At 62.5% G+C, this 23995-nt stretch carries 24 protein-coding genes and 1 tRNA gene; 14 read left to right on the top strand and 11 right to left on the bottom strand.

What is annotated here, in order from left to right; translation table 11 throughout:
* Window positions 1-22: 22 nt before the first annotated feature.
* Complete coding sequence (locus GGQ99_RS12605; protein ID WP_246389561.1) at window positions 23-1039, bottom strand: ABC transporter ATP-binding protein; 1017 nt, start codon at window positions 1037-1039, stop codon at window positions 23-25.
* Window positions 1040-1153: 114 nt separating this feature from the next.
* Between GGQ99_RS12605 and GGQ99_RS12600 the strand changes: the two genes are divergently transcribed.
* On the top strand, window positions 1154-1891 hold the full coding sequence (locus GGQ99_RS12600) for a GntR family transcriptional regulator (RefSeq protein ID WP_159091570.1): 738 nt from the start codon (window positions 1154-1156) through the stop codon (window positions 1889-1891).
* On the opposite strand, the gene GGQ99_RS12595 is transcribed toward GGQ99_RS12600, so the two are convergent.
* The 5 genes from GGQ99_RS12595 to GGQ99_RS12575 all read right to left on the bottom strand — a co-directional run bounded on the left by GGQ99_RS12595 (window position 1888) and on the right by GGQ99_RS12575 (window position 6216).
* Window positions 1888-2655 (bottom strand): aspartate/glutamate racemase family protein, encoded by a 768-nt coding sequence (locus GGQ99_RS12595; RefSeq protein ID WP_183262791.1) that lies wholly within the window; start codon window positions 2653-2655, stop codon window positions 1888-1890. The genes GGQ99_RS12600 and GGQ99_RS12595 overlap by 4 nt on opposite strands.
* 859 nt (window positions 2656-3514) lie before the next feature.
* Window positions 3515-3703 (bottom strand): hypothetical protein, encoded by a 189-nt coding sequence (locus GGQ99_RS12590; RefSeq protein WP_183262790.1) that lies wholly within the window; start codon window positions 3701-3703, stop codon window positions 3515-3517.
* A 69-nt stretch (window positions 3704-3772) separates the two neighbouring features.
* Window positions 3773-4165: a hypothetical protein gene (locus GGQ99_RS12585; RefSeq protein WP_108606417.1), complete on the bottom strand. Its 393-nt coding sequence runs from the start codon at window positions 4163-4165 to the stop codon at window positions 3773-3775.
* 69 nt (window positions 4166-4234) lie between these two features.
* Window positions 4235-5863 carry a chaperonin GroEL gene (gene groL / locus GGQ99_RS12580; protein ID WP_108606418.1) on the bottom strand — a complete coding sequence of 543 codons (1629 nt, stop codon included), beginning with the start codon at window positions 5861-5863 and terminating at the stop codon, window positions 4235-4237.
* Between the two features lie 38 nt (window positions 5864-5901).
* Window positions 5902-6216: a co-chaperone GroES gene (locus GGQ99_RS12575; protein WP_183262789.1), complete on the bottom strand. Its 315-nt coding sequence runs from the start codon at window positions 6214-6216 to the stop codon at window positions 5902-5904.
* 554 nt (window positions 6217-6770) lie between these two features.
* Between GGQ99_RS12575 and GGQ99_RS12570 the strand changes: the two genes are divergently transcribed.
* The 4 genes from GGQ99_RS12570 (at window position 6771) to recQ (ending at window position 10672) form a co-directional block, all read left to right on the top strand.
* Entirely contained in the window at window positions 6771-7085 is a 315-nt protein-coding gene (locus tag GGQ99_RS12570; protein ID WP_183262788.1) for a hypothetical protein, read from the top strand.
* Window positions 7082-7357: a DUF1488 family protein gene (locus GGQ99_RS12565; protein WP_108606421.1), complete on the top strand. Its 276-nt coding sequence runs from the start codon at window positions 7082-7084 to the stop codon at window positions 7355-7357. The genes GGQ99_RS12570 and GGQ99_RS12565 overlap by 4 nt, the downstream gene beginning before the upstream one ends.
* A 316-nt stretch (window positions 7358-7673) precedes the next feature.
* Window positions 7674-8759 (top strand): glucoamylase family protein, encoded by a 1086-nt coding sequence (locus GGQ99_RS12560; RefSeq protein ID WP_343061718.1) that lies wholly within the window; start codon window positions 7674-7676, stop codon window positions 8757-8759.
* 113 nt (window positions 8760-8872) lie between these two features.
* On the top strand, window positions 8873-10672 hold the full coding sequence (gene recQ / locus GGQ99_RS12555; protein WP_183262787.1) for a DNA helicase RecQ: 1800 nt from the start codon (window positions 8873-8875) through the stop codon (window positions 10670-10672).
* Between the two features lie 38 nt (window positions 10673-10710).
* On the opposite strand, the gene GGQ99_RS12550 is transcribed toward recQ, so the two are convergent.
* The 3 genes from GGQ99_RS12550 to GGQ99_RS12540 form a co-directional block, all read right to left on the bottom strand.
* Window positions 10711-11772 (bottom strand): GlxA family transcriptional regulator, encoded by a 1062-nt coding sequence (locus tag GGQ99_RS12550; protein WP_183262786.1) that lies wholly within the window; start codon window positions 11770-11772, stop codon window positions 10711-10713.
* 80 nt (window positions 11773-11852) lie between these two features.
* On the bottom strand, window positions 11853-13076 hold the full coding sequence (locus GGQ99_RS12545; RefSeq protein ID WP_183262785.1) for an FAD-dependent oxidoreductase: 1224 nt from the start codon (window positions 13074-13076) through the stop codon (window positions 11853-11855).
* Between the two features lies 1 nt (window position 13077).
* Window positions 13078-14235, bottom strand: coding sequence for an Atu1372/SO_1960 family protein (locus GGQ99_RS12540; protein WP_246389560.1), 1158 nt, complete (start codon window positions 14233-14235; stop codon window positions 13078-13080).
* Between the two features lie 338 nt (window positions 14236-14573).
* Between GGQ99_RS12540 and GGQ99_RS12535 the strand changes: the two genes are divergently transcribed.
* From GGQ99_RS12535 to GGQ99_RS12515, 5 genes are read left to right on the top strand one after another with little or no spacing between them, the layout of a single operon-like run.
* A complete protein-coding gene (locus GGQ99_RS12535; protein ID WP_183262783.1) occupies window positions 14574-16169 on the top strand; it encodes an ABC transporter substrate-binding protein in 1596 nt (531 codons plus the stop codon).
* Window positions 16079-17767, top strand: a complete 1689-nt coding sequence (locus tag GGQ99_RS12530; RefSeq protein WP_210307841.1) for a M81 family metallopeptidase — start codon at window positions 16079-16081, stop codon at window positions 17765-17767. Before GGQ99_RS12535 ends, GGQ99_RS12530 begins: the two co-directional genes overlap by 91 nt.
* Before the next feature lie 24 nt (window positions 17768-17791).
* A complete protein-coding gene (locus GGQ99_RS12525) occupies window positions 17792-18733 on the top strand; it encodes an ABC transporter permease (RefSeq protein WP_183262782.1) in 942 nt (313 codons plus the stop codon).
* A gap of 16 nt (window positions 18734-18749) precedes the next feature.
* Window positions 18750-19613, top strand: a complete 864-nt coding sequence (locus GGQ99_RS12520; RefSeq protein ID WP_183262781.1) for an ABC transporter permease — start codon at window positions 18750-18752, stop codon at window positions 19611-19613.
* Window positions 19614-19660: 47 nt separating this feature from the next.
* Window positions 19661-21475: an ABC transporter ATP-binding protein gene (locus GGQ99_RS12515; RefSeq protein WP_183262861.1), complete on the top strand. Its 1815-nt coding sequence runs from the start codon at window positions 19661-19663 to the stop codon at window positions 21473-21475.
* 94 nt (window positions 21476-21569) lie between these two features.
* On the opposite strand, the gene GGQ99_RS26430 is transcribed toward GGQ99_RS12515, so the two are convergent.
* Window positions 21570-21716 carry an integrase core domain-containing protein gene (locus tag GGQ99_RS26430; RefSeq protein ID WP_406873913.1) on the bottom strand — a complete coding sequence of 49 codons (147 nt, stop codon included), beginning with the start codon at window positions 21714-21716 and terminating at the stop codon, window positions 21570-21572.
* Between the two features lie 7 nt (window positions 21717-21723).
* Between GGQ99_RS26430 and GGQ99_RS26130 the strand changes: the two genes are divergently transcribed.
* A complete protein-coding gene (locus tag GGQ99_RS26130; RefSeq protein WP_246389559.1) occupies window positions 21724-21885 on the top strand; it encodes a hypothetical protein in 162 nt (53 codons plus the stop codon).
* Window positions 21886-21989: 104 nt separating this feature from the next.
* Here GGQ99_RS26130 and GGQ99_RS12505 read toward each other — a convergent pair.
* Window positions 21990-22079 (bottom strand) — tRNA-Ser (locus GGQ99_RS12505).
* Window positions 22080-22556: 477 nt separating this feature from the next.
* Between GGQ99_RS12505 and rplU the strand changes: the two genes are divergently transcribed.
* The 3 genes from rplU to GGQ99_RS12490 all read left to right on the top strand — a co-directional run bounded on the left by rplU (window position 22557) and on the right by GGQ99_RS12490 (window position 23992).
* Window positions 22557-22988, top strand: coding sequence for a 50S ribosomal protein L21 (gene rplU / locus GGQ99_RS12500; RefSeq protein ID WP_108606441.1), 432 nt, complete (start codon window positions 22557-22559; stop codon window positions 22986-22988).
* A gap of 25 nt (window positions 22989-23013) precedes the next feature.
* Entirely contained in the window at window positions 23014-23283 is a 270-nt protein-coding gene (rpmA, locus tag GGQ99_RS12495; protein WP_108606442.1) for a 50S ribosomal protein L27, read from the top strand.
* Between the two features lie 121 nt (window positions 23284-23404).
* A complete protein-coding gene (locus tag GGQ99_RS12490; protein ID WP_183262779.1) occupies window positions 23405-23992 on the top strand; it encodes a GNAT family N-acetyltransferase in 588 nt (195 codons plus the stop codon).
* Window positions 23993-23995 lie beyond the last annotated feature (3 nt).

Below are 23995 nucleotides of genomic sequence, written 5' to 3'. Positions count from 1 at the left end.
GCTGGCAATGCGGCTGTCTCAGTCAGAGTTGCGTGCCACCCTGGTGGATGAAACAGGCAGCGGATGTGCCGCCGGCGTCGGCCAGACGCGGAAGCTCCGTCCGGCAACGCGTGCCGGCCTTGGGGCAGCGCGGATTGAAGGCGCAGCCGTCGGGCCAACTGCCAAGGCGCGGCATCGAGCCGTCGATCTGGGCGAGGCGCTCTGCCTTGCGGTTGAGCGAGGGGATCGAGGCCATCAGCCCCGCCGTGTAGGGGTGGCGCGGCCGGTGAATGACCTCGTCGACCGGCCCGATCTCGACGACGCGACCGGCATACATCACCGCCACCCGATCGGCGGTCTCGGCGATGACGCCCATATCGTGGGTGACCAGCATGATCGCCGTGCCGCGCGTTGCCGCGAGCCGCTTGAGAAGCCCGATGATCTGGGCCTGAACCGAGACGTCGAGGGCGGTGGTCGGCTCGTCGGCGATGATCAGTTCCGGCTCGCCGGCGAGCGCCAATGCGATGACGATGCGCTGGCGCATGCCGCCGGAGAACTGGTGCGGATACTGGCTGAAGCGGTTTTCCGGATCGGCGATGCCGACTTCGCGCAACAGCTGCAGCGCCTTCGCACGCGCGGTTTCAGCATTGCCGGGATGATGCGCGCGGATGGTTTCGGTGAGTTGGCGGCCGACGGTGAAGAGAGGATCGAGGCTGGTCAGCGGGTCCTGGAAGATCGCGCCGATGTGGCGGCCGCGCAGCTTGCGCTGTTCGGCCTGCGGCAGATCGTCGATGCGCTGGCCGGAGAGATGAACAGAACCGCCCGATATGCGGCCGGGCGGTTGCAGCAGTCCGATCAGGGCGCTTCCGGTCAGCGACTTGCCGGCGCCGGATTCGCCAACGACGCCCAGAATCTCACCCTTGCCGATGCTGAACGAAACGTCGTCGACGGCGACAAGCGAGCGCTGGCGCAAGGGGAATTCAATGCGCAGATTGTGTACATCCAGAACGGACGGGATCTGCGGCACAGCGCCGGTTTCGACAGTGTGTCCATGCATCATTGCACCGCCTTTGCTTGAGGGATTGTGCTGGCGGAAAAGGCATGTTCCAAGCGGGCATCGTACGGGATAGAATACATCCTAGTCCTCCCTATGCCGTTTCATCAGGATCGTGACATGTTACGCGAGCCCCGCGCCTTGAAATCCGCCGCCCCGCCGAGCCCCGACAAGACCAAGAAGCGCGGCGGCCCGACCGACGAACACATCCACGGCGAAATCTATTCGGCGATCATCAATCACCAGATCAGGCCGGCGACGCCGTTGCAGGAGGACGCGCTGGCGACCGCCTTCGGCGTCAGCCGCACCATCATCCGCAAGGTTTTGCAGCGGCTGTCGCACGAGAAGCTCGTCGACCTGATCCCCAACAAGGGCGCCTTCGTTTCCAAGCCCTCGATAGAGGAAGCGCGGCAGGTGTTCGAGGCACGGCGCGGGGTCGAATGCATCCTCACCGAAAAGCTCGCCTCGACGATCACCAGGGAAGACGTCGATCGGCTGACGGCCATGGTGAGCGCCGAGGCGGAGGCAGTCGAGCAAGACAGCAAACAAAGGCGGCTGCAGCTCTCCGGGGATTTTCATCGTGAACTCGCCTCGCTTGCTGGTAACGAGGTGCTGCGCGACTTCGTCCACGAACTGGTGTCGCGGACGTCGCTGATCATCGCCCTGTACGAATCACCGGGCGCAGTGCCGTGTTCGTACAGCGAGCACAAGGAGATCGTGGACGCGCTGAAGCGGCGGGACGGCAAGAAAGCTGCGCAGTACATGGACCACCACCTCCGTCATATCGAGGCTCAGATCGACCTTGCCGATCACCCCGTGCGCGTCGACTTCAAGACGCTGTTCAAACCCCTAAGCTAACTGACTTTTCGTGCCGTCAACCTGTCGGCAAGCCGGGTGTCTGGCGCATAGCCGGCGAGCTTGCCGCGATAGGTCTTGGGCAGAGGATAGGCGAGGTCGCCGCGCTTCGATGTCTTCAGGCCCATGCCGACGATCGCCTCGGCAAACTTGACTGCGGCGACCACGCCGTCGATCACAGGCACCTGCAGCCTGTCCTCGAGGAATTTCGCCAGGTCGGCCATGCCGGCGCAACCCAGAACGATGGCTTCCGAGCGGTCCTCGGAGAGCGCTCTTTCGCATTCGGCAAGGATGATCGCGCGGGCGTTCGATTCCGGCTTTTCCAGTTCGAGCACCGGCACATCGGTGGCGCGTACCCGGCGGCAATGGTTCTGCATGCCGTAGTTGCGCACGAGGTGCTCGGCGATGATGCGCGTGCGCTCAAGTGTCGTCACCACCGAAAACCCGGTGGCAACGAAGGTCGCGGCGTGCATCGCCGCTTCGGCGATGCCGAACACCGGCGCCCCGGTGAGCTCGCGCGCCGCAAGCAGGCCCGGATCGCCGAAGCAGGCGACGACATAGGCGTCGGCGGCGGGTCCATCCATGATCTCGTCGACGAGGCCGATGATGCTCATCGCTTCGTCGTAATGACCCTCGATCGAAGCAGCACCGGATCGCGACGTCACCGCCAGGATTTCAGTCCCCGGTGCCGCCACCGCCCGCGCCGCGTCGCCGATAAGATCGGTCATCGACTGGGTCGTGTTCGGATTGATGAGCTTGATCCTCATGCGATCCTCTGAGCCGGTGGGCTCGCGGAAGTTCGGGCCAATCCCGAGCCTTCCAAATTGTATACTATTAGATATTCGTATTGGATATAATTTGCGGTTGTCAACACGGCTTTTGACGAAATCCGGCGACCGTTGCAGCGGATGGGCCGCAGTTCGGCGCGATCCGGCGGAGTGGGCGCGTTCCTGCCGACCGCAATGTGGTGGATAACTACAAGCTTTTGATAGGTTTATTGCTTTTGGAGAGACCGCCAAGGACCTGGCTGGGATCGGGAGGCGAGTCTCCCAAAGAATCTCATTTGCCAGCGGTGTGATCAGGCTATTGTATACATATCAGCCTGGCCGGAAAACGTCGTTTGCCGCGCAACGCTGTTTTCGAGACATGACGGGAGAGAATGACGTCGGATCGACGCGTCGCATGGCTGTGCGATCTCATGCCGGATGCCAGGCTCCGGATCCTGCCCGGCCTGAGGGGCATTCCGTCCTGCTGGAGGCGTCGGACCTGGTCGGCGAAATCATCAGGTAGCTCCTGAATGAAGTTCCGGAGGAGGTCTAGCATGGACCAGACCCGTTATGAGCGAGGGCTCAAGATGCGCCGCGCGGTGCTCGGCGTCGACCATGTCGACAGCGAGGAAATTGGCCGCGACCGTCTGAACGGTCCCGCCATGTAGCCAGCGCGGAATAGGGATCGTCGTGCGGGCAACTCAATTCAAATCAAACAATTTGCGCTATTTTCGATTCCGATCTTAGCGCCGCGATGCAGGACCGCGAGCAAGCGATTCAGATTGCTGAACCGCCGCTCGACAGCCTCTCCGAGATGGTCTCGGCCCCGCTTTCCCGAAGCTACCTAAACAAAGGCCCGTCAGAGAAGCCGATTGTCCTCGGCGGCCTGTCGGGCGCGGCGGCGCGTGCTCTCTGCATCAGATTTCCGGCGCCTCTCCGCCGCAGCATTTCGAATCTGTTCGAAGCGGTTGTCCGCGTCTATTGCAGGAGATGGCTTCCGTTCGACTTTTGGCGGCTGCAGTTCGCCCTTCTTCACAAAAGAGATCATGCGTCACGCTCCTTGCTCTTACGGATTGAGGGAACGGCGAACCCCGAGGCGATCGTTGTGGCCTTTGGTTCAGGCCCCGAGCGCCGTGGCACAGCCGACCGAAGCGCGACGGTCGGGAGACGTCTCTCCGGGCATTGTCGCCCAGCCGCCCGTCTCGACAAACTTCTGCCTGTCGTAGCCGGCTGTCTTTGCCTTCAGTTCGGTCAATTTTGCCGCTGCATCGGGTGCTGCATTGAACCTCTCGACGCAGATGGTCGAGGCGAGCTGACCGCGCGCCACGTCGCCGGCCGTCAGCGCAAGCTCCTGCGAAGTGCCGCCCGTGACCCAGCCGCCCCAGCTGAAGCCGACGATCATGGTGGCGACGGCCGTGCCGACGCATGTCCAGACGAGCGTCGATTTGGTCGGTTGGTAGTTCTCCCATCGTGCCGCAATGGACTGCTTCTGGTTGGTCTGCATAGCCATGGAATGCTCCTTGTTGACAGTGAGGTCGTGGCCATCCGGCCGCACGGCGACCGGATGTTCAGGCGTAGCCTAGTAACCCATGCCGCCCATGCCACCGGCGGCTGCAGGCGCGTCCTTTGCCGGAATGTCGGCGATCATCGCTTCGGCGGTGATCAGCAGGGCTGCGATCGAGCCCGCATCCTGCAATGCCGTTCGCACGACTTTGGCCGGGTCGACGATGCCAGCCTTGATCATGTCGACATAGTCTTCCGTCTGCGCGTTGAAACCCTGGGTGGCCTCCTTGCTTTCCATCAGCTTGCCAACGACGACGGAGCCCTCGACGCCAGCGTTCTCGGCGATCTGCCGGATCGGCGCCTCAAGCGCCTTCAGCACGATCGATATGCCCGCGGCCACGTCGGCATTGGCGCCGGTAAGTGTCGCCAGTGCCGCCTTGGCGCGCAGGAGCGCCACGCCGCCGCCGGCAACGATGCCTTCCTCCACGGCAGCGCGTGTGGCGTTCAGCGCATCGTCGATGCGATCCTTCTTTTCCTTGACCTCGGTCTCGGTCGCACCGCCGACGCGGATGACCGCGACGCCGCCGGCGAGCTTGGCCAGGCGTTCCTGCAGCTTTTCCTTGTCGTAATCGGAGGTGGTTTCCTCGATCTGCATCTTCAGCTGCGCGATACGGGCGGCAATGCCGGCCTTGTCGCCGGCGCCGTCGATGATCGTGGTTGTGTCCTTGTCGATCAGCACGCGCTTGGCCCGGCCAAGCATATCGATGGTGACATTCTCGAGCTTGATGCCGAGATCCTCCGAGATCATCTGGCCGGCGCACAGAACCGCGATATCTTCCAGCATCGCCTTGCGGCGATCACCGAAGCCCGGAGCCTTGACGGCGGCGACCTTCAGGCCGCCGCGCAGCTTGTTGACGACCAGTGTCGCCAGCGCCTCGCCTTCGACATCCTCGGAAATGATCAGCAGCGGCTTGCCGCTCTGGACCACGGCTTCGAGGATCGGCAGGATGGCCTGCAGATTGCCGAGCTTCTTTTCGTGGATGAGGATGTAGGGGTCTTCCAGTTCGGCACGCATCTTGTCGGCATTGGTGACGAAATAGGGGCTGAGGTAGCCACGGTCGAACTGCATGCCCTCGACGACGTCGAGTTCGGTCTCGGCGGTCTTGGCTTCCTCGACGGTGATGACGCCCTCGTTGCCGACCTTGTCCATCGCCTTGGCGATCATCGCGCCGACGGTAGCGTCGCCATTGGCGGCGATGGTCCCGACCTGGGCGATCTCGTCCGACGACTTGACCTTCTTGGCGCGAGCCTGGATGTCCTTGACCACGGCAGCCACGGCAAGGTCGATGCCGCGCTTGAGATCCATGGGGTTCATGCCGGCGGCTACCAGCTTGGCGCCTTCGCGCAGGATGGACGCGGCGAGCACCGTTGCTGTCGTTGTGCCATCGCCGGCGAGATCGTTGGTCTTCGAGGCCACTTCGCGCACCATCTGCGCGCCCATGTTCTCGAACTTGTCGGAAAGCTCGATCTCCTTGGCGACGGTGACGCCGTCCTTGGTGATACGCGGCGCACCAAAGGCGCGGTCGATGATGACATTGCGGCCTTTCGGGCCGAGCGTCACCTTGACGGCGTTGTTGAGCAGTTCGACGCCGCGCAACATGCGGTCGCGGGCATCGGTCGAGAATTTGATTTCCTTGGCAGACATGTTTTTTCGTCCAGTTCGTTCTTGAGGCCGCAGCCGGTTCAGGCGGCTTTCTTGGCCGCTTCGCTCGTGTCGACGATGCCCATGATGTCGGTCTCCTTCATGATCAGGAGATCGGTGCCGTCGATCTTGACCTCGGTGCCCGACCATTTGCCGAACAGCACCGTGTCGCCGGTCTTGACGTCGAGCGGGATCAGCTTGCCGCCGTCGTCGCGTGGGCCGGGGCCGACGGCTATGACTTCGCCTTGCTGGGGTTTTTCCTTGGCATTGTCGGGAATGATGATGCCGCCTTTGGATTTGATATCGCCTTCGGCGCGTCGAATGACGACGCGATCGTGAAGCGGCCGGAATTTCATGAGATTCTTTCTGCGGCCGGCGCATAGGGCGACCACCGCACATATATAGCGCCCTTGGCACTCGAATGATAGGAGTGCCAAAAATAATTCCAGATTGGCCGGAAATTTCGGGATAATATTGATCGGACTTTTTAGTATAATATGGATGCTTTTGTAAAATAGAAAGATCCATTCGGTTTTTTGATGTTTAAAACTAGCACCAAAAGATTTATTTAAGAATTATAATTTCCGGATGTATCCTTGATAAATATCATAAATCGGCGTATATATGGATTTCGTTGATTTGGCCGACTTGGCTTTTCGCGGTGTCAGAGACCTTCGACCCGCCATTCACCACCGAATTTTCGATAGCGAATACAGGACGCCGATCCGGCGCGCCTGTCGCTCGGTTCGAATCCTGGAATGAAACCTGACGCTGACCACGGATGTACTGGCAGCATCAGTGTCATTCCGGTTCGGACCGGAACGTTGCGGTATCCCGGGCCCCGGTGAAGGCATCATGGCCAGTCCGGGGCTATCGATACCGACGCACTCCATGAAGGAAGGTCACGACCATGAATGACCGCATCAACCAAAGCCAACGCAGACGCGATGCGGCCGCGATCGCCATCTGGGACAATGAAGGCGGGGCGCCGTGCTCCATCGAGCACCAGGTCGGGCGGCGTATCGAGGCGGATCGCTCGTGGACCGTCTATCATGTCTTCACCGGCATACCGGTACATGTCGACGGCCAGGCAATGACGGGCATGACCCGGTCGGACGCAACGAGCGGGATGATGTCGCTCAATCGTCGCAACGCCGGGCGCCGCAGGGAACGGATCAGGTTGGAGGCACTTGGACCTAACAGCACCACGGCAGGCAACTCATGACACTCGCTTTTCTCAATCCGAGCCGCAGCTTCGACGAAGCCAAAAAAGCTGTCCGCTTCATCGGTCATGACGGCATGTTCGAAGTGCGTTTCTTCGTCGAAGCCGGCGCATTGGCGAAAGCAGGGGCCAGGGCAGGCAGGACGCAGCTGTCCGAGTCAGAATGCCTGACGGCCTTCGACGCAGCGCGCAAATCAATCTACGATGTCGCACGCGAAGCCTATTCCCACGGTCGCCGCACCTACTATACCCTGACCGCCGCCGATTTCCGGTGAGGCCAATAGGCTGATCTGTTGCGGGCGGCCCTTGGCCCATGCGAGGCCGCGACGCGCGGCTGCCGACGCCTGGGTTGTTAGGTGGGGTTCTTTGAGTTTGCCAAGCCCACACGTCCCTTTGCCTCGCATGCCCGACCTTGCGCCCGATCCATCAATGCTTGCCGATGACGCATTGCTTGACCTCGTGCAGCGGCAGACTGTGCGCTATTTCTGGGAAGGCGGCCATCCCGTCAGTGGCCTTGCGCGGGACCGCCTGAAGACGACAGGCAACAAACCAAACGATCTCGTTGCGATCGGGGGCTCCGGCTTCGGCATCATGGCGATCATCGTCGCGGTCGAGCGCGGCTGGGTCGATCGCGTTGAAGCGCTGGGCCGCCTGCATCGGATGCTCGATTTGCTGGAGGGCTCGCCGCGCTACCACGGCATGTTCCCGCATTTCATCGACGGCCGCACCGGTGCCACCATTCCCTTCCGACGCAAGGACGACGGTGCGGACATTGTCGAGACGACGTTTCTGTTCCAGGGATTGATTTGTGCCCGCGAATATCTCGATCGGAGCGCAGGCGAGGAACAGCGTTTTCGCGGACGTGTGAATGCGCTGCTGGCGCAGGCCGAATGGGACTGGTTTCAGCGGAAGGGCAAGCTCTATTGGCACTGGAGCCCGAAGCACGGATGGGCGATGAACAACCCGATCGCAGGCTGGAACGAGTGCCTGCTTGCTTTCGTGCTGGCGGCGGGATCGCAGCATCACGCAATCGATCCCGGCTGCTACCACAACGGTTTTGCGGCCGGACCAGCTTTTCATAACAGGCGGGAACATCACGGCATCGAATTGCCGCTCGGAACGGATTTTGGCGGCCCGCTGTTTTTCGCGCACTATTCCTTCTGCGGCCTCGATCCGAGAGAGCTGAGAGACCGCCATGCCGACTATTGGGAGCAGAACGTTCGCCACGCGCGGATCAATCATCGGCATTGCGTACTCAACCCCCATGGCCATCAGGGATATGGTGCCGATTGCTGGGGACTGACCGCATCGCATGGCCCGACGGGCTATGTCGCGCATGCGCCGGATAGGGACATTGGCGTCATCACGCCGAGCGCCGCCCTGTCGAGCTTTCCCTACATGCCCGACCAGGCGATGTCGGCCTTGCGCGGTTTCCTGGCCAAGCCGGGTAAACGCATCTGGGGCCGCTTCGGTTTTGTCGACGCGTTCTGCGAGAACCGGAACTGGTACGCGCGAACCTTCCTCGCCATCAATCAGGGGCCGATTGTTGCGATGATCGAGAACCATCGGACTGGGCTTTTGTGGAAACTGTTCATGAGCGCACCGGAGGTTCGCTTGGGCTTGGCTAGGCTGGGCTTTACCAGGCCAAGCCCCGACCACGACGTTCACTCGGCCTGAGGAGCAAACCGACGAACTGTTGCAAGTAGCCCGACAGAAAGGCGCATCAACGATCGCTGACACGGCGAAGCTGCTATGAAGGACGTTTCCATGATTCTCCGTTGCAGCCACCGATGACCGCCACCGCCCTCGAAATTCTCAAGACCATTTATGGCTATGATGCGTTCAGGGGACCGCAGGCGCGGATCGTCGAGCATGTCATCGCCGGCAACAACGCCTTCGTGCTGATGCCGACTGGCGGCGGTAAGTCGTTGTGCTACCAGATCCCCGCAATCGTCCGTCCCGGCATGGGGCTCATCGTTTCGCCGCTGCTGGCGCTGATGGCCGATCAGGTGTCGGCACTGCGCCAAGCTGGGGTGCGGGCGGCGGGGCTCAACTCCGACCTTTCACCCGACGGGCGCCGCAGCCTGTGGCACGATATCCGCACTGGTGCGCTCGACCTCCTCTATGTCTCACCCGAAACCTTGCTGCGGCCTGATGTGCTGGAGATGCTGGACGGCGTGAAGCTGTCGCTGATCGCCATCGACGAGGCGCATTGCCTGTCGCAGTGGGGGCACGATTTCCGTCCTTCCTATCGCCAGCTCGACGCTGTCGTTTCGCGCTTTGCCGGCACCCCGCGCATGGCGCTGACGGCCACTGCGGACGAGCCGACCCGCGCGGAAATCCTGTCGCACCTCGAAATCGACGAGACCGACGCCTTCATCGCCGGTTTCGACCGGCCCAACATTCGCTACGCCATCGAGGAAAAGGACAATCCGCGCGCCCAGCTCAAGGAGTTCCTCAAGCGCTATGAAGGCGAGAGCGGGATCGTCTACTGCCTGTCGAAACGCCGGACCGAGGAAACCGCCGCCTGGCTTCAGGGCCTCGGCTACGATGCGCTGGCCTACCACGCCGGCATGGACAAGGCGGCGCGCGAAGCCAACCAGATGCGCTTCCAGCATGGCGAGGCGGTCATCATGGTCGCCACCGTCGCCTTCGGCATGGGCATCGACAAGCCGGACGTGCGCTTCGTTGCCCATATCGACCTGCCGGGCAGCATCGAGGCCTATTATCAGGAGACTGGGCGTGCCGGACGCGACGGCCTGCCGTCCGATACGCTGATGCTTTACGGCTACGACGACATCGCGCTGCGCAGCCGCTTCATCGAGGAATCGGAGGCGCCCGACCAGCGCAAGCGCATGGAGCGGCAGAAACTCGATGCGCTGCTGGGGCTGGCCGAGACGGCAAGCTGCCGCCGACAGGTTCTGCTGTCTTATTTCGGTGACCATAGCGAACCATGCGGCAATTGCGACACCTGCGCGGAGCCGCCAAAATTGTTCGACGGCGCCATTGCGGCGCAAAAGGCGCTGTCGTGCATCTACCGCACCGGCGAGCGTTTCGGGCAAGCCTATGTTGTCGACGTGCTGCTGGGCGTCGACAACGAGCGCATCGCCCAGTTCGGCCATGACCGCATCTCCACCTTCGGCATCGGCACCGAGCACGACAACCGCACGTGGCGGGCGATCCTGCGCCAGCTCATCGCGCTGCGCCTCATCGACGTCGACCTCACAGGTCATGGCGGCCTATCGATCGCACCTGCCGGCCGCGACTTCTTGCGCGACAAGCCGGCGCTGATGCTGCGCGTACCGGCGCCAACGCGCGCCAAACGCGGCAAGGTTGCGCTCAGCACGGCACAGTCCTCTGTCTCCGATGCGGACCATGACCTGTTCCAGGCCCTGCGGCGCAAGCGCACGGACATAGCGCGCACGCAGAACGTGCCACCCTATGTGATTTTCCACGACAAGACTTTGATCGAGCTTGCAGCAGTGCGACCCGCGTCGCGCGCCGAGATGGCGAACGTGCCCGGTGTCGGCGAAGCCAAGCTCGACCGCTACGGCCCCGCCTTCCTCGCGGTGATCGCCGAGCACGCATGACGGGGTGTGTGATCCCACCCCACCGTCACGGTCTCCGCTCAACTTCGGCGGTGACGGAACTCGCTCGGCGACGTGTTGTACTTCTTACGAAAAGCGGTCGCCAGGTGCGCCGAGTCGGCAAAGCCCGTCTCGAAGGCAATGGCGGTAATGGGAAGGACGCTGTTCTCAAGCAAAAAATGCACGTACCGGAGACGTGTTTCCAGGATGAAGTGTTTAGGCGTCATGCCGATATGATCCTGAAACAACCGTGCGAACTGTCGGGGAGAGAGACCGACGGAGGCAGCCACCATTTCCGGGGAGACGTCGCGGCCCTTGCGGCTCTCAATGAAAACGACAGCCCGCTGGACACGGGCATCTCCAACATGGCGGAACGATGATGCCCGTTCCTGATCGAAGGCGCTCATGCTTTTCTGATCCGTCAGCGATAGCTGGTAGACGGCTTTGGCGGCGCGGTCCGGTCCGCAATGGTTGCGGATGAGTTCGGTCATCAGCGAAAAAATGGAAATGCCGCCGGGCACGGTCACCCGGCCGTTCTCGATCAGGTAATCGTCGCGGGTCGACAGGGGCTGGCGTGGGAAGGCGACCTGAAAATCGTCCCGGTGATAGGGGTGGATGGCGGCCTTCCTTCCAACCAGCAGTCCCTCTTGTGCGAGGATGAACGAGCCGGTGCAGACGCCGACGATCGTTACGCCGGCCGAAGCCGCGACGCGGATGTAATCGCGGTGGGTGGAAGGGGCGGTTCGCAGGCGTGGCAAAAGGCCTCCGACAACGATGACGTAGTCAAAATCCGTCGGATTGATGTAGGGCGAGTCCGCCTGCACGCGAATGCCGCAACTGGCGACGGCTGCATAATCCGGCTTGCCCATGATCGACCAGCGGCAGTGGAGGGGACGGGAGTTGTCGCCGAAATCCGCTGCGTGACGGAGTGGCTCGATGATGCCCGTCAGCGACATCATCGGAAAGGTGGGCCACAGCAGGATGCCGACTGAAATATCCGGTTTGCGGTCTTGCACGGAAAGAAGCCTTTCCGTCCAGAGCCCGTCCAGCCATCGGACATACTCCGTCCCAGCCGGCCCCACCGCAACTCCGTCTTCCGTCATCCCGCCGATCTCCTGATTACTATGTCTACGGAGTTTTTATAGAAGATGGCGAATGTTGAAACATTCTATACTTAACGGCTTTATTTGGTTTCCTTGATGACGGTGGCCAGCCGCTTGGCCGAGCCGAGGCAGAGTGTCCAGCCAAGTGTGCCGTGGCCGAGATTGAGATAGAGACCCTTCAGGCTGCCGGGCCGGATGAGCGGTCGCGAGGAGGGTGTGCACGGGCGTACACCCGACCAGGCGTTGAGGTCGGCGTTGCTGGAATGGGCGAAACTCTGCCCGAAGGCTTCCACGGCAGCGGAGCGGAAGCTCTCGAATCGTTCGCCATTGAAGTGGTAAGGTCGCGCCCCTATGTCGGCCAGCCCTGCCGCCCGTATTGTATTTCCGAGCCGCGCGAAGACGATCTTGCGCTGGAGGTCCGTGATCGATACGCGCATCGCCTTCTCGGTGGCTGGCGCGCTAATGGAATATCCCTGTACCGGCCACAGCGCGCCTGGCAGGCGGTCGCGCCAGGGTAGCAGTTCCGTCGAGCACCCGGAGGCGGCGACAGCGAGATCGCAGGCCAGCGGCTCGCGGGAGCGGAATGCGAGCCCGCTCACGCGGCCGGCATGGCTGAGGATTTTCTCGACCTCCTCACCGAAAATGGTCTTGAGGCCGTAGCGCTCGCGAAGTCGTTCGATGAATGTGGTGCAGAAGACATCCGGCCTGCCGGCGGCGTCGCCTTCGCTGTAGATCACCCGCGCGATCTCGTCCGGGTAATGGGCCAGCGCGGGTTCGATGGCGGTTGCCCCGGAGCGGTCGAGCACTTCCTGCCGGATACCCATCGACTGCTTGAGCCGGCGCGTGCCGGCAGTCGCCTGGCAAGCAGCGGCGGTCGAATAGAGGATCATCTTGCCGGAGGATTGGTAGTCGAAGGACAGGTCGAATTCCTTCAGCACATCCCCGAGCAGATCGCTTGTTTCAGCCGCCATTTGCAGCAGATATCGTGTGTTGGCGATGAAGCGTGATTGCAGGCTGTTGAAGAGGAAGCGGAGACCCCAGATCAGGAATTCGGGATCGGCCTGAAGCCGCACGCGATAGGCGGGATCACGCTTCAGAAGGATTTCCGGCATGTGGGCGAGGAAGGAAGGCGAGGCCAGCGCATCGCCATAGGCGTAGGAAAGCTGGGCGCCGTTGGCGCGGCTTGCACCCTGCGCCGGACCGGGGTTGCGGTCGATCAGCGTGACGTCCAGGCCAGCCTTGCACAGCATATAGGCGGAGGCGGTTCCGACGACGCCCGCCCCGATGATGGCAACCTTCGCCATTTCATTCCCCCTCCTTCAGCACAGCGGAGAGTTCAATCTCGACCGGAACGCCGCGCGGTAGCGAGGAAACGCCGAGCGCAACGCGGGCATGGGCCCAGTTTTCCGGGAAAAGCGTCCGCAAGAGTTCCGAGGCGCCGTCGATCACAGCCCCGTGGCGGGTAAAATCCGGGGCGGCGGCGACATAGCCCGCGAGGCGCACGAAGCCGGCGACGCGCTCCAGTCCGCCGGCCACCTTGCCGAGTTGGGCGAGAGCGTTAAGCAGCGCGTAGCGTGCGCAGTCCTGCCCCTCTTCGAGGGACACGTCCTGGCCGAGCCTGCCAGTCGTCATCACGGTTCCATCCTTCAACGGCACCTGGCCGGAGACCGTGACGACATTGCCGTGGCGCACAGCGCCGACGAAAGCGCCGGGCGGAACCGGTGCATCGGGAAGGGCAAGCCCGAGCGCGGCAAGCCGCGAGGCGACACCGCCTCTCGCCACCGTCCGCGCTCTCGCCGAACATTCCCCGACGAAGCCTGCCAGAATGCGGCGGTCGAGTTCTGTCAGCCGGTATTCCGGGTGCCACTGCACGCCCATGCAGAAGCCTTGACCGTCCGCCTCAATCGCCTCCACCACGCCGTCCGGCGCGCGTGCCGCGACCCTGAAGCGACCGGTATCCGCCAGCGCGTGGCGGTGCAAGCTGTTGACGTCTGCGCGGGTTGCCTCGCTCAAGCGGGCGAGATGGCTGCCGGGTTCGATCAGGATTTCGTGCGCGACCGCGTTCGGCACAGCCTGCGGGATATGCGGCGTCACTTCGGCAAGAAGTGCGGGATCGTCGCGCACCACATGTCCGCCCAGATGCTCGCCGATGAGCTGCATGCCGTGGCAAATGCCCAGCAGCGGAATCTGCCGCGCCAGCGTACCCTGGACCAGTGCCTTCTCGAATTCGGTCCGCTTGTCGGTCACATCGGCGCCCGGGTTCGCACCTGCGATCAGGATGCCGTCGGCGACGGCGAGTGCCGTTTCCAGAAAGGCGATTTCGCAGGGCAGGATCAAGGGGGCGCCCCCCGCCTCGGCGATAGCCTCGGCATAATTTGCGCGGACGGCATATTCCGGCTCGGCGCTGTCTGTGATGTCGGGCGATATCAGAATGAGGGGCCCCTGGATTGCGGCGGCTTTCATGTCGTCTTTGCGCAAAAGGCGTTCGTTCATACCGGGGTGCTTTCGGGGCAATGACGCGGCTAGGGAACGGCCCACTTTCCCGCGTTCGTTACATCTGGAGCCCCAGACTGTGGCAGGAGAGTCGGCGATTGAATTTTGAAAAAAAGCCATTCTCTTTGAAGAATTGTCGCTGCTCGGCTTTCAGCTGGCGCTCTCCGCAACCGGCGGATGAAAAAACGTCGAAAAGTAAAACAACATGGCTGAAAAATAAAATTCTCGATCCCGGTCTGCTGTCATCTTTTCATCAAGGTTTGCGGAGGCGCGTCCGTGGACCCCGGCAAATCACCAGGGGGATAAAAATGAAAACTACTCGCCGCACGCTTCTGCAGGGCGCCGCTTTTGCCGGCATCCTGATCGCCGCTCCACGTTTCTCTTTTGCCACTGCCCGGTCGACAACGTTGCGTTGCGTCATGCACGCCGATCTGGCATCGCTCGACCCGATCGCGACCACCGCCAGCATCACCGCCTATCACGGCGCGCTGATCTACGACACGCTGTTCGGTCACGACGCGGATTCGATCACCCGGCCGCAGATGGTTTCGGACTACACTGTTTCCGACGATGGCCTGACCTATGTCTTCATCCTGCGCAAAGGCCTGAAATTTCACGATGGCCAGCCGGTCACGGCCCGCGACGCGGTCGCTTCCATCAAGCGCTGGGGCGCCCGCGACGGCGCCGGACAGCATCTCTTCAAGCGCGTGGCCGACGTTTCCGCCAAGGATGACTCCTCCTTCTCCATCGTCCTCAATGAGCCTTATCCGCTGATCCTCGACTGGCTCGGCAAGTCCTCGCCGTCGATTTGCTTTATCATGCGCGAGGCCGACGCCTCGACCGATCCGGGCAAACCGATCACCGAAGCTGTCGGTTCCGGTCCCTACATGTTCAACCGCGCCGAGACCCGTACCGGCTCGCAGTATGTCTATGACCGTAACCCGGAATACGTTGCCGTTGCCGAGCCCGCCTCGGGTTTCGCCGGCGGCAAGGTCGCCAAATTCGAACGCATCATCCTCCAGAACATGCCTGACGAGCAGACGGCGGTTTCCGCCCTCCAGGCTGGCGAGATCGACTTCATCGAGAAGATTTCCCCGGAGTTGCTGAGCCAGCTCGAGGGCGACAGTTCGGTGAAGCTCGAAGTGCTGAACAAGACCGGCGCTATGGGCTGGCTGCGCATGAACACGCTCCAGCCGCCCTTCAACAACGTCAAGGCGCGCCAAGCGATGCTGTACCTCATCGATCAGGCGGCCGTCATGCAGGCGACCTTCGGCGACCCGAAACATTACAAGGGTTGTGCTTCGCTCTTCGCCTGCGGCACGACGATGGAAAGCGATGCCAATACCGGTTGGTTCAAGGGCGGGCAGAACATCGAGAAGGCCGCGGCCCTCTTCAAGGAAGCGGGCTATGACGGGACGCCTGTCGTCATCATGCAGCAGACCACCTTGCCGGTGCTCAGCAATGCTTCGCTGCTCCTCGCCCAATGGCTTCGCCAAGCTGGCGTCAACGTCGAACTCGTGCCCCTAGACTGGGCCGGTATCGTCGCCCGCCGCTCCAACAAGGGCAAGGCTTCCGAAGGCGGCTGGAACATTTTCATGACCTATGCTTCCGGCAGCGCCTACAACAACCCGATCGCGCTGGCGGGTCATGCCGCCACGGGCGAGAAGGGCTGGTTCGGATGGCCGGAGGATGCGAAGCATGAACAGCTTCGCGACGCCTGGGCGGCTGCTCCCGATCTCGCCTCGCGCCAGAAGATCGCCCACGAGATGCAGGAGAACGCCTGGAATTTCGTGCCGCACGTCTATCTCGGCCAGTGGTTCGACACGGCGGCCATGCGCAGCGACGTCAACGGCATGATCGGGCTGCCCGATCTCGTGCCCTTCTGGAACGTCTCGCGCGGCTGACGCGCTCGGCATGGAACCGCGCCCGGTTCCATGCCGCCGACAAGCCCCCCTGTTTTAACCAAAGGCGTCTGCGGATTCTGTCAGCGAATCCGAGTTTTTCCAGTCAAGGTTTTAAGCCTATGCGCATCTTCTCCGCCTGTCTGTCACTCGAAGCCAACACATTCTCGCCGATGGCGACCAGCTACCAGACCTTTCTCGCCGAGCAGGCCTGGCGGCCCGGCGAACATCCCGCCGAGCCCACCATGCAGACCGCCGCCTTCTGGGTGGCCCGCCGCCGTGCCGAAGCCGAGGGCTACACATTCATTCCAGGGTCCTGTTTCTGGTCGACGCCGAACGGCACGGCGACCCGGGATGCGTATGAGCGCATTCGCGCCGAAATCCTCGAGCAACTGTCGGCCGCTTTGCCCCTGGACGGCGTGATCCTCACGTTGCACGGCGCGATGGTCGCCGACGGCTACGACGATTGCGAGGGCGACCTTCTCGAACATGTGCGCCGCATAGCGGGGCCGGACGCGGTGATCGGCGTCGAGCTCGATCCTCACTGCCATTTTACGGTGAAGCGTTGCGAACTCGCCGACATCATCGTCCTCTACAAGGAGTATCCGCATACCGACTTCGTCGAACGCGGCGAGGAGGTCGTCAGCCTCGTTCTCGCGACGATCCGCAAGCAGATCCGCCCGGTGAAATCACTGTGGGACACCCGCGTCATCGCCTCCTATCCGACGACGACGCAGCCCATGCGCGGTATCGTCGACAAGGCAATGGCGCTGGAAGGCAAGGACGGCGTCCTTTCAATTTCGCTCGGTCATGGCTTCCCCTCCGGTGATGTGCCGGACAACGGTGCGCGCGTTCTCGTCATCACCGATGGCAACAAGCCGCTGGGCGACCGCCTTGCCCGCGAATTCGGCGAGGAAATGGCGGCGATCAAGGAAATCTCCGCTCAACGCTTCCTCGAACCGTCGGCAGCGGTCGCCCGCGCTCTGGAGATTGCGGCCGGCGCTTCGAAGCCGGTGACGATTGCCGACACTTCCGACAATGCCGGTGGCGGTGCGCCGTCCGACAACACCACTTTCCTGAGGCTGCTTATCACGGGCGGCGTTTCCTCCGCCTCGGTCGGACCTATCTGGGATCCGATGGCCGTACGCCTTGCCTTCGACGCCGGTCCGGGCGCGCGGATCAAGCTGCGCTTCGGTGGCAAGGCCTGCTGGGCCTCCGCCCAGCCCATCGATGCGGAGGTGGAGGTGCTCGCCTGCGTGCCCGGCGCGCAGCAGACCTTCGCAGGCTCTCCGGTGGATCTCGGCGACGCGGTCGGCATTCGTACCCTGGAAGGAGTAGGCGCGGTGCTGGTGTCCAACCGCTGTCAGGCGATGGGGATCGACTTCTTCGCCAATCTCGGCATCGACCCGCGTGGCGAACGGTTGCTGGTGGTCAAGTCCAACCAGCATTTCCACGCCGCCTTCGCCCCGATCTCGGAGGAGGTGATCTACGCGACCGGCGACGGCCTGCTGCCGACCGACTACCGCCGCCACCCCTGGAAAAAGGTGATCCGGCCGATCTGGCCGCTGGACGGCGAAGTCGAGGGGCGACAGCTGGTCTGAGTTTCAATCGAAAAGGACGCGCGCATGATCATCTATATTCTGCGCCGGCTGGGCGCGACGCTGATTGTGATGGGGTTGGTCGGCCTCATGGTCTTCGTGCTGCTGCATCTCGCGCCCGGCGATCCCGCGGCGGTGATTGCCGGCGACAATGCTACGCCCGAACAGATCGCGCAGCTGAGACAGATGCTCGGCCTTGACGATCCCCTGCCGGTGCAATTCCTCCGCTGGATGGGCGATGTCGTGCAAGGCGACCTCGGCGTGTCGATCTATTCCAACGAACCGGTGGCTCAGCTGATCATGCAGCGCATGGAGGCCACGGTATCGCTGGCGATCGCGACCCTAGCCTTCGCGGTGCCGATCGCCATCGCTTTTGGCGTCATAGCCGCGCACCGGGCCGGCACGACGGTCGATCGGATCCTCATGCTGTTTTCGGTCATGGGGTTTTCGCTACCGGCCTTCGTCCTCGGCTACATGCTGAGCTGGCTTTTCGCCATCGAGTGGAAACTGTTGCCGGTACAGGGCTTCACGCCGATCAGCGAGGGGATCTGGCCCTGGGCGCGCAACCTCATATTGCCTTCGGTGACGCTCGGCATGACCTACACCGCGCTGATCGCCCGCATCACCCGCACGAGCATGCTCGAGGTCCTGTCGGAGGACTTCATCCGCACAGCACGCGCCAAGGGCGTGGCCGTGCCGCGCATTCTCGTCAAACACGCGCTGCGCAATGCCGGGGTGCCCATCGCCACCGTGATCGGTATCGGCATCGCGCTGCTTATCGGCGGCGTGGTGGTGACGGAAACGGTGTTCAACATTCCGGGCGTCGGCCGCCTCGTCGTCGATGCCATTGCCCGCCGCGACTACCCGGTGATCCAGGGCGTCATCCTGGTCTTCTCCGGCATCTACGTGTTCGTGAACCTCGCCACCGATCTGTCCTACACGCTGATCGACCCCCGCATCCGCTACTGACGAAAGGTCGCCAAGAATGACGAATGCCGCTCAGTTGGCTCCCCCCGTCCGGGCGGGAATCCCACGGTTCCTGCGCCGCCATCCCACGATGATTGCCGGCGGTACGGTTCTCGCCGCCATCGCGCTTGCCGCGCTGCTGGCACCCTTTTTCGCTGGCGATCCTGCAACGATGATGCCGTCCGAGCGGCTCCAGTCACCCTCGGCGCGCTACTGGCTCGGCACCGACCATCTCGGACGCGACGTCTTTGCACGGGTTGTTCACGGCGCGCGAGTCTCGCTTGCGGTCGGCATCGTCGTTGCAGTCTCCTCTATCGCCATTGGCGTGGTGATCGGCATGATCGCGGGTTATTTCCGCAAGGCCGACCCGGTCATCATGCGGGTTATGGACGCGCTGATGGCAATTCCCGCCATCCTGCTTGCTATCGCGCTGGTGGCCGTCATGCGCGCCTCGGTCGGCGTTGTCATGCTCGCCATCGTCATTCCGGAGATACCCCGGGTCGTGCGCCTCGTGCGCTCCGTAGTGCTTTCGGTGCGCGAGGCGCCCTATGTCGAGGCGGCGCAGGTTGGTGGAACGCGGCTCCCTGTCATCCTCGTGCGGCACATCCTGCCTTCGACAGTGCCGCCGCTCATCGTGCAGGCAACCTATATTTGCGCCTCGGCGATCATCGTGGAATCGACCCTTTCTTTCCTCGGCGCAGGCGTGCCGCCTGAAACACCGACCTGGGGAAGCATGATCGCCCAGTCGCGCATGTATCTGCCGCGCGCGCCCTGGACGGTGTTCGCGCCGGGTTTCGCGCTCGCCCTCGTCGTCCTCAGCGTCAACATGCTGGGCGACGGACTGCGCGATCTTCTCGATCCACGCATGTCACGCCGGATGTGATTGTTCTCCGGACCGTATGGCAACCCACCGAAGATAGGGCCACCCGAATGACGAAGCCTGTTCTATCCGTCCGCGACCTCACCACATCGTTCCGGCCCGACATCTATTCGCCCTGGACGCCGGTCGTCCGCAATATCGGTTTCGACGTCGCGGCGGGCGAGACGCTCGCCATCGTCGGGGAAAGCGGATCGGGCAAGAGCGTGACCTCGCTGTCCGTCATGCGGCTCCTGCCACCGCGCGGCAGCCGCATCGAGGGTGAAATCCGACTTGCGGGTCGTGATTTGCTGGCGCTGCCGGAGCAGGAGATGCGAAAGGTCCGCGGGGGTGACATTGCCATGATCTTCCAGGAGCCGATGACATCGCTCAACCCGATGATGACAGTGGGCGAGCAGATCGCCGAAGCCATTCGCGGTCATCTTTCCATCGGCTCTGCCGAGGCCCGGCAGGAAACGATCCGCCTGTTCGAGAAGGTGCGCCTTCCCAATGCGAAGGAGCGTTACGACGTCTATCCGCACAAGCTTTCCGGCGGCCAGCGGCAGCGCGTGATGATCGCCATGGCGCTTGCGACGCGGCCGAAGCTGCTCATCGCCGACGAGCCGACAACGGCTCTCGATGTGACGATCCAGGGCCAGATCCTCGACCTCGTCAAGGAACTGCAGGAAGAAACCGGCATGGCGGTTCTTTTCATCACCCACGACATGGGCGTGGTGGCGGAAGTCGCTGACCGCACGCTCGTCATGCTGCGTGGCGACGTGGTGGAGGACGGACCGACCGCAGAGATATTCGGCAATGGTCGCCATCCCTACACGCGCGCGCTTCTCGCGGCCGTACCGAGGCTCGGGTCCATGGCGGGCCGTGCTCTGCCCTCCACTTTTGGCCTGATCGACACCGCGACGGGTTCGCGCGGTGCGGAGCGAGAAGCGGCGCCGCCGGTTGCGGACAAACCGGCGGTGCTAGAGGTAAAGAACCTGACCACGCGTTTCGCCGTGCGCAGCGGACTGTTCTCGAAGGTCACGGGGGCGGTTCATGCCGTCGAGAATGTTTCCTTCTCGCTCCAGCCGGGCGAAACGCTGTCGCTGGTCGGCGAATCCGGCTGCGGCAAGTCCACGACCGGTCGCACCATCCTACGGTTGACGAAACCGTTTTCCGGCACGGTGCTGGTCAATGGACAGGAGGTCGGTGCCACCGACAGAGAAGCGCTAAAGTCGGCGAGGCGGGCCGTGCAAATGGTGTTTCAGGATCCCTTCGCCAGCCTCAACCCGCGCATTCCGATCGGCGCCTCCATCGCCGAACCCTTCCTCGAACAGAAGCTCGGCGGCAAGGCCGAGGCGCGGGACAAGACGGCCGCACTCATGCACCGAGTGGGCCTTTTGCCGACCATGATGAGCCGTTTGCCGCACGAATTCTCCGGTGGCCAGCGTCAGCGTATCTGCATAGCCCGTGCGCTGATGCTGGATCCCAAGGTGATCATTGCCGATGAGGCGGTCTCCGCGCTTGACGTGTCGATCAAGGCGCAAGTGTGCAACCTTTTGATGGAGCTTCAGGAAAGCCTCGGGCTCGCCTACCTCTTCATCAGTCACGACATGGCGGTCGTGGAGCGCGTCAGCCATCGCGTCGCGGTGATGTATCTCGGCGAGATCGTCGAGATCGGGCCGCGCAGCGCGGTCTTCGAGGCGCCGCAGCACTCCTATACCAAGAAGCTGATGGCCGCCGTTCCCGTCCCAGACCCCTCCCGCCGCCGCATGCGCCGCAATACCGAAGTCGAGGAGATCAAAAGCCCCTTCCGGATACCCGGATTTGTGCCGCCTAAGAGCGTCTACAAGGAAGTCAGCAAAGACCATTTTGTGCAGGTGCGGTGCTAGACCGAGCCCTTGACCGAACGACTAGCCAGGCAGTTTGCGGCGGTCCGCCGGTGAGACCGTTTGGCGGCTTGGCTAAGGTGAATCTGGGGTGTTTCTACGCCGCCAATTGGTCCGTCGTGGTGGTGGTAGCATAGTCCTCATCGGGTGTCCTGCCGTTGAAGGATGAGTGTGGGCGTCGCCGATTGTAATAATCGATCCAGGAACCGATACCGCTGCTCCCGATGCCATCGGAGGATAGCAAGTCAGAGATGGCCGTAACCAATATCCTCGTCGGGACCGAACTATATGATCCGGCCGAAGCCGTCTCTGCTGCCTTGAAGTGGTGGGAGGCGTTCATCGAGAGGATCGAGTCGGGAGCTGCCGACGCCCGGCAAGCGGCACAGAGCGGGAAAAGGATGAAACGGCGCTGAAAAAGGCGCAGATCAAGTTAATTGCGTCAATCTTAGGGACACAAGGCATTTAGCCTCGCCCTTAAACGATTGATTTGATGTCGCTTAATGGCCTCAGAAGGCAATGGCGGAGAGGGAGGGATTCGAACCCCCGATGGGCTTGCACCCATGCCGCATTTCGAGTGCGGTGCATTCGACCACTCTGCCACCTCTCCGCGGTCGTGATCGGCCGTTGCCGGCGCGGCGCACTAGATAGCGGCTCATCGCCTGTCGCACAAGGCCAAATATGCCTGTCGTCGCGCGTCTTTTCCGGTGGCTCCGAATTGGCCTGCAGGACGCTGCGTCAGATGTCCGGGCAATCTGGCGACAGTGGCGGCGTAACTCGTTCTAAAGTCTCGCCTGCACCGGTTCCAGGGGTGCCCGGTTGGCTTGTTCCTTGCGGTTCGAGCGCGTATCCAAAAGGTGGCATTCTCGGTGATGCCATATCGGGATCAGCCGTGCTATGCCGCCGGAAGGCCATTTTCCGGCCTGTTTGCCTTGACTCGATAGCAACCTTCGGTTACGGGACGCCCTGCATTCGGCGTGGAGGATTCTCTGCGCCGTTTGTTTTGAACCCGTAACGACTGACAAAAAGACGGCCGGGACCGCTTCAAGTGGTTCAACAAGGTCGACCGAACAGCGAAAGGCATAAAATGTTCGCAGTCATCAAAACGGGCGGCAAGCAGTACCGCGTTGCCGCCAATGATGTGATCAAGATCGAGAAGCTCGTCGGCGTCGCCGGCGATACCGTTGAATTCGTCGAAGTGCTCGCCGTTGGCGAAGGCGACAACGCAGAGATCGGCGCGCCCTTCGTGGCCGGCGCCGTGGTGACGGCGGAAGTGGTCGAGCAGGGCCGCGCCAAGACCGTCATCGCCTTCAAGAAGCGTCGTCGCCAGAACTCGCGCCGTTCGCGCGGCCATCGCCAGCACCTGACCACTGTCCGGATCGCCGAGATTCTGACGGGCGGTGCGAAGCCTTCGAAGAAGGCGGCAGCCAAGATCGATGCCGTGGCCGAAGACGCCGCAGAGAAGCCCGCGAAGAAGGCAGCGCCGAAAAAGGCTGCAGCCGTCGCGGAATCAGAGTAATCAGAGCGACTGAAGGAGAACATCCATGGCACATAAAAAAGCTGGCGGTTCGTCGCGCAACGGTCGCGATTCAGAATCCAAGCGCCTTGGCGTCAAGAAGTTCGGCAGCGAAGCCGTGATTCCCGGCAACATTATCGTTCGTCAACGCGGCACCACCTGGCATCCCGGCGTCAACGTCGGCATGGGCAAGGATCACACCCTTTTTGCGCTCGAAGCCGGCGCCGTGACCTTCAATAAAAAAGCCAATGGCCGAACCTACGTATCGGTTAATCCGATTCTCAAGGCCGCGGAGTAGCCGGTTCCGCACTACAACACCGGCGCCCCATCTCGGGAACCGGTGTCTGGCCAAGCCAGGAAAAGGATCAGGGGAGATGGGTCGCCATCTCCCCTTTTTCATTTCCTGGAGGATATTTGACATGGTTGCCGAGAAGGACGACGTCGAAGACGAAAGACTGTCGATCGACTGCCCGATACTGCTGACAGAACGGCTGGTGCTGCGGCCGCCGCACGAGGACGACGTCCCCGAGCTGGTGCAGCTTGCCGACAACCGGCACGTCGCCGAAATGCTGTCGCGCATGCCGCACCCCTACGGCGAAGCCGAAGCGCGTGCTTTCCTGTCGATGGCGCGCGGCCAGCGCGGTGGCGTGGTCTACGCGATCACGCTTGCCGACACCGGTGCCTTCGTCGGTTCGGCCGGGCTCAACTACACCGACCGCGGCCTCGAACTCGGCTACTGGATCGGCGAACCCCACTGGAAGCATGGCTACGCCACCGAGGCGGCGCACGCGCTGGTCGATCTCGCCTTCCGTGCGACCGACGTCAACGTGCTCAACGTCTCGTGCCGGGTCATCAACCCGGCGTCGCGCCGCGTCATCCACAAGTGCGGCTTCCAGTATGCCGGGCAGGGCATGCTGAACTCGATCGTCGCCGGCCAGGTGCCGGTCGAGCGCTACCGCCTCGACCGCAAGACCTGGGCGAGCCTCAGGTCTTGGGCACGCAGCTGAGGT

Origin of the sequence: Aminobacter niigataensis (genome assembly GCF_014200015.1) — a bacterium.
Taxonomy (GTDB): domain Bacteria; phylum Pseudomonadota; class Alphaproteobacteria; order Rhizobiales; family Rhizobiaceae; genus Aminobacter; species Aminobacter niigataensis.
The sequence above is the reverse complement of the archived record's forward strand: the minus strand, read 5'-3'. Positions and strand labels throughout refer to the sequence as shown.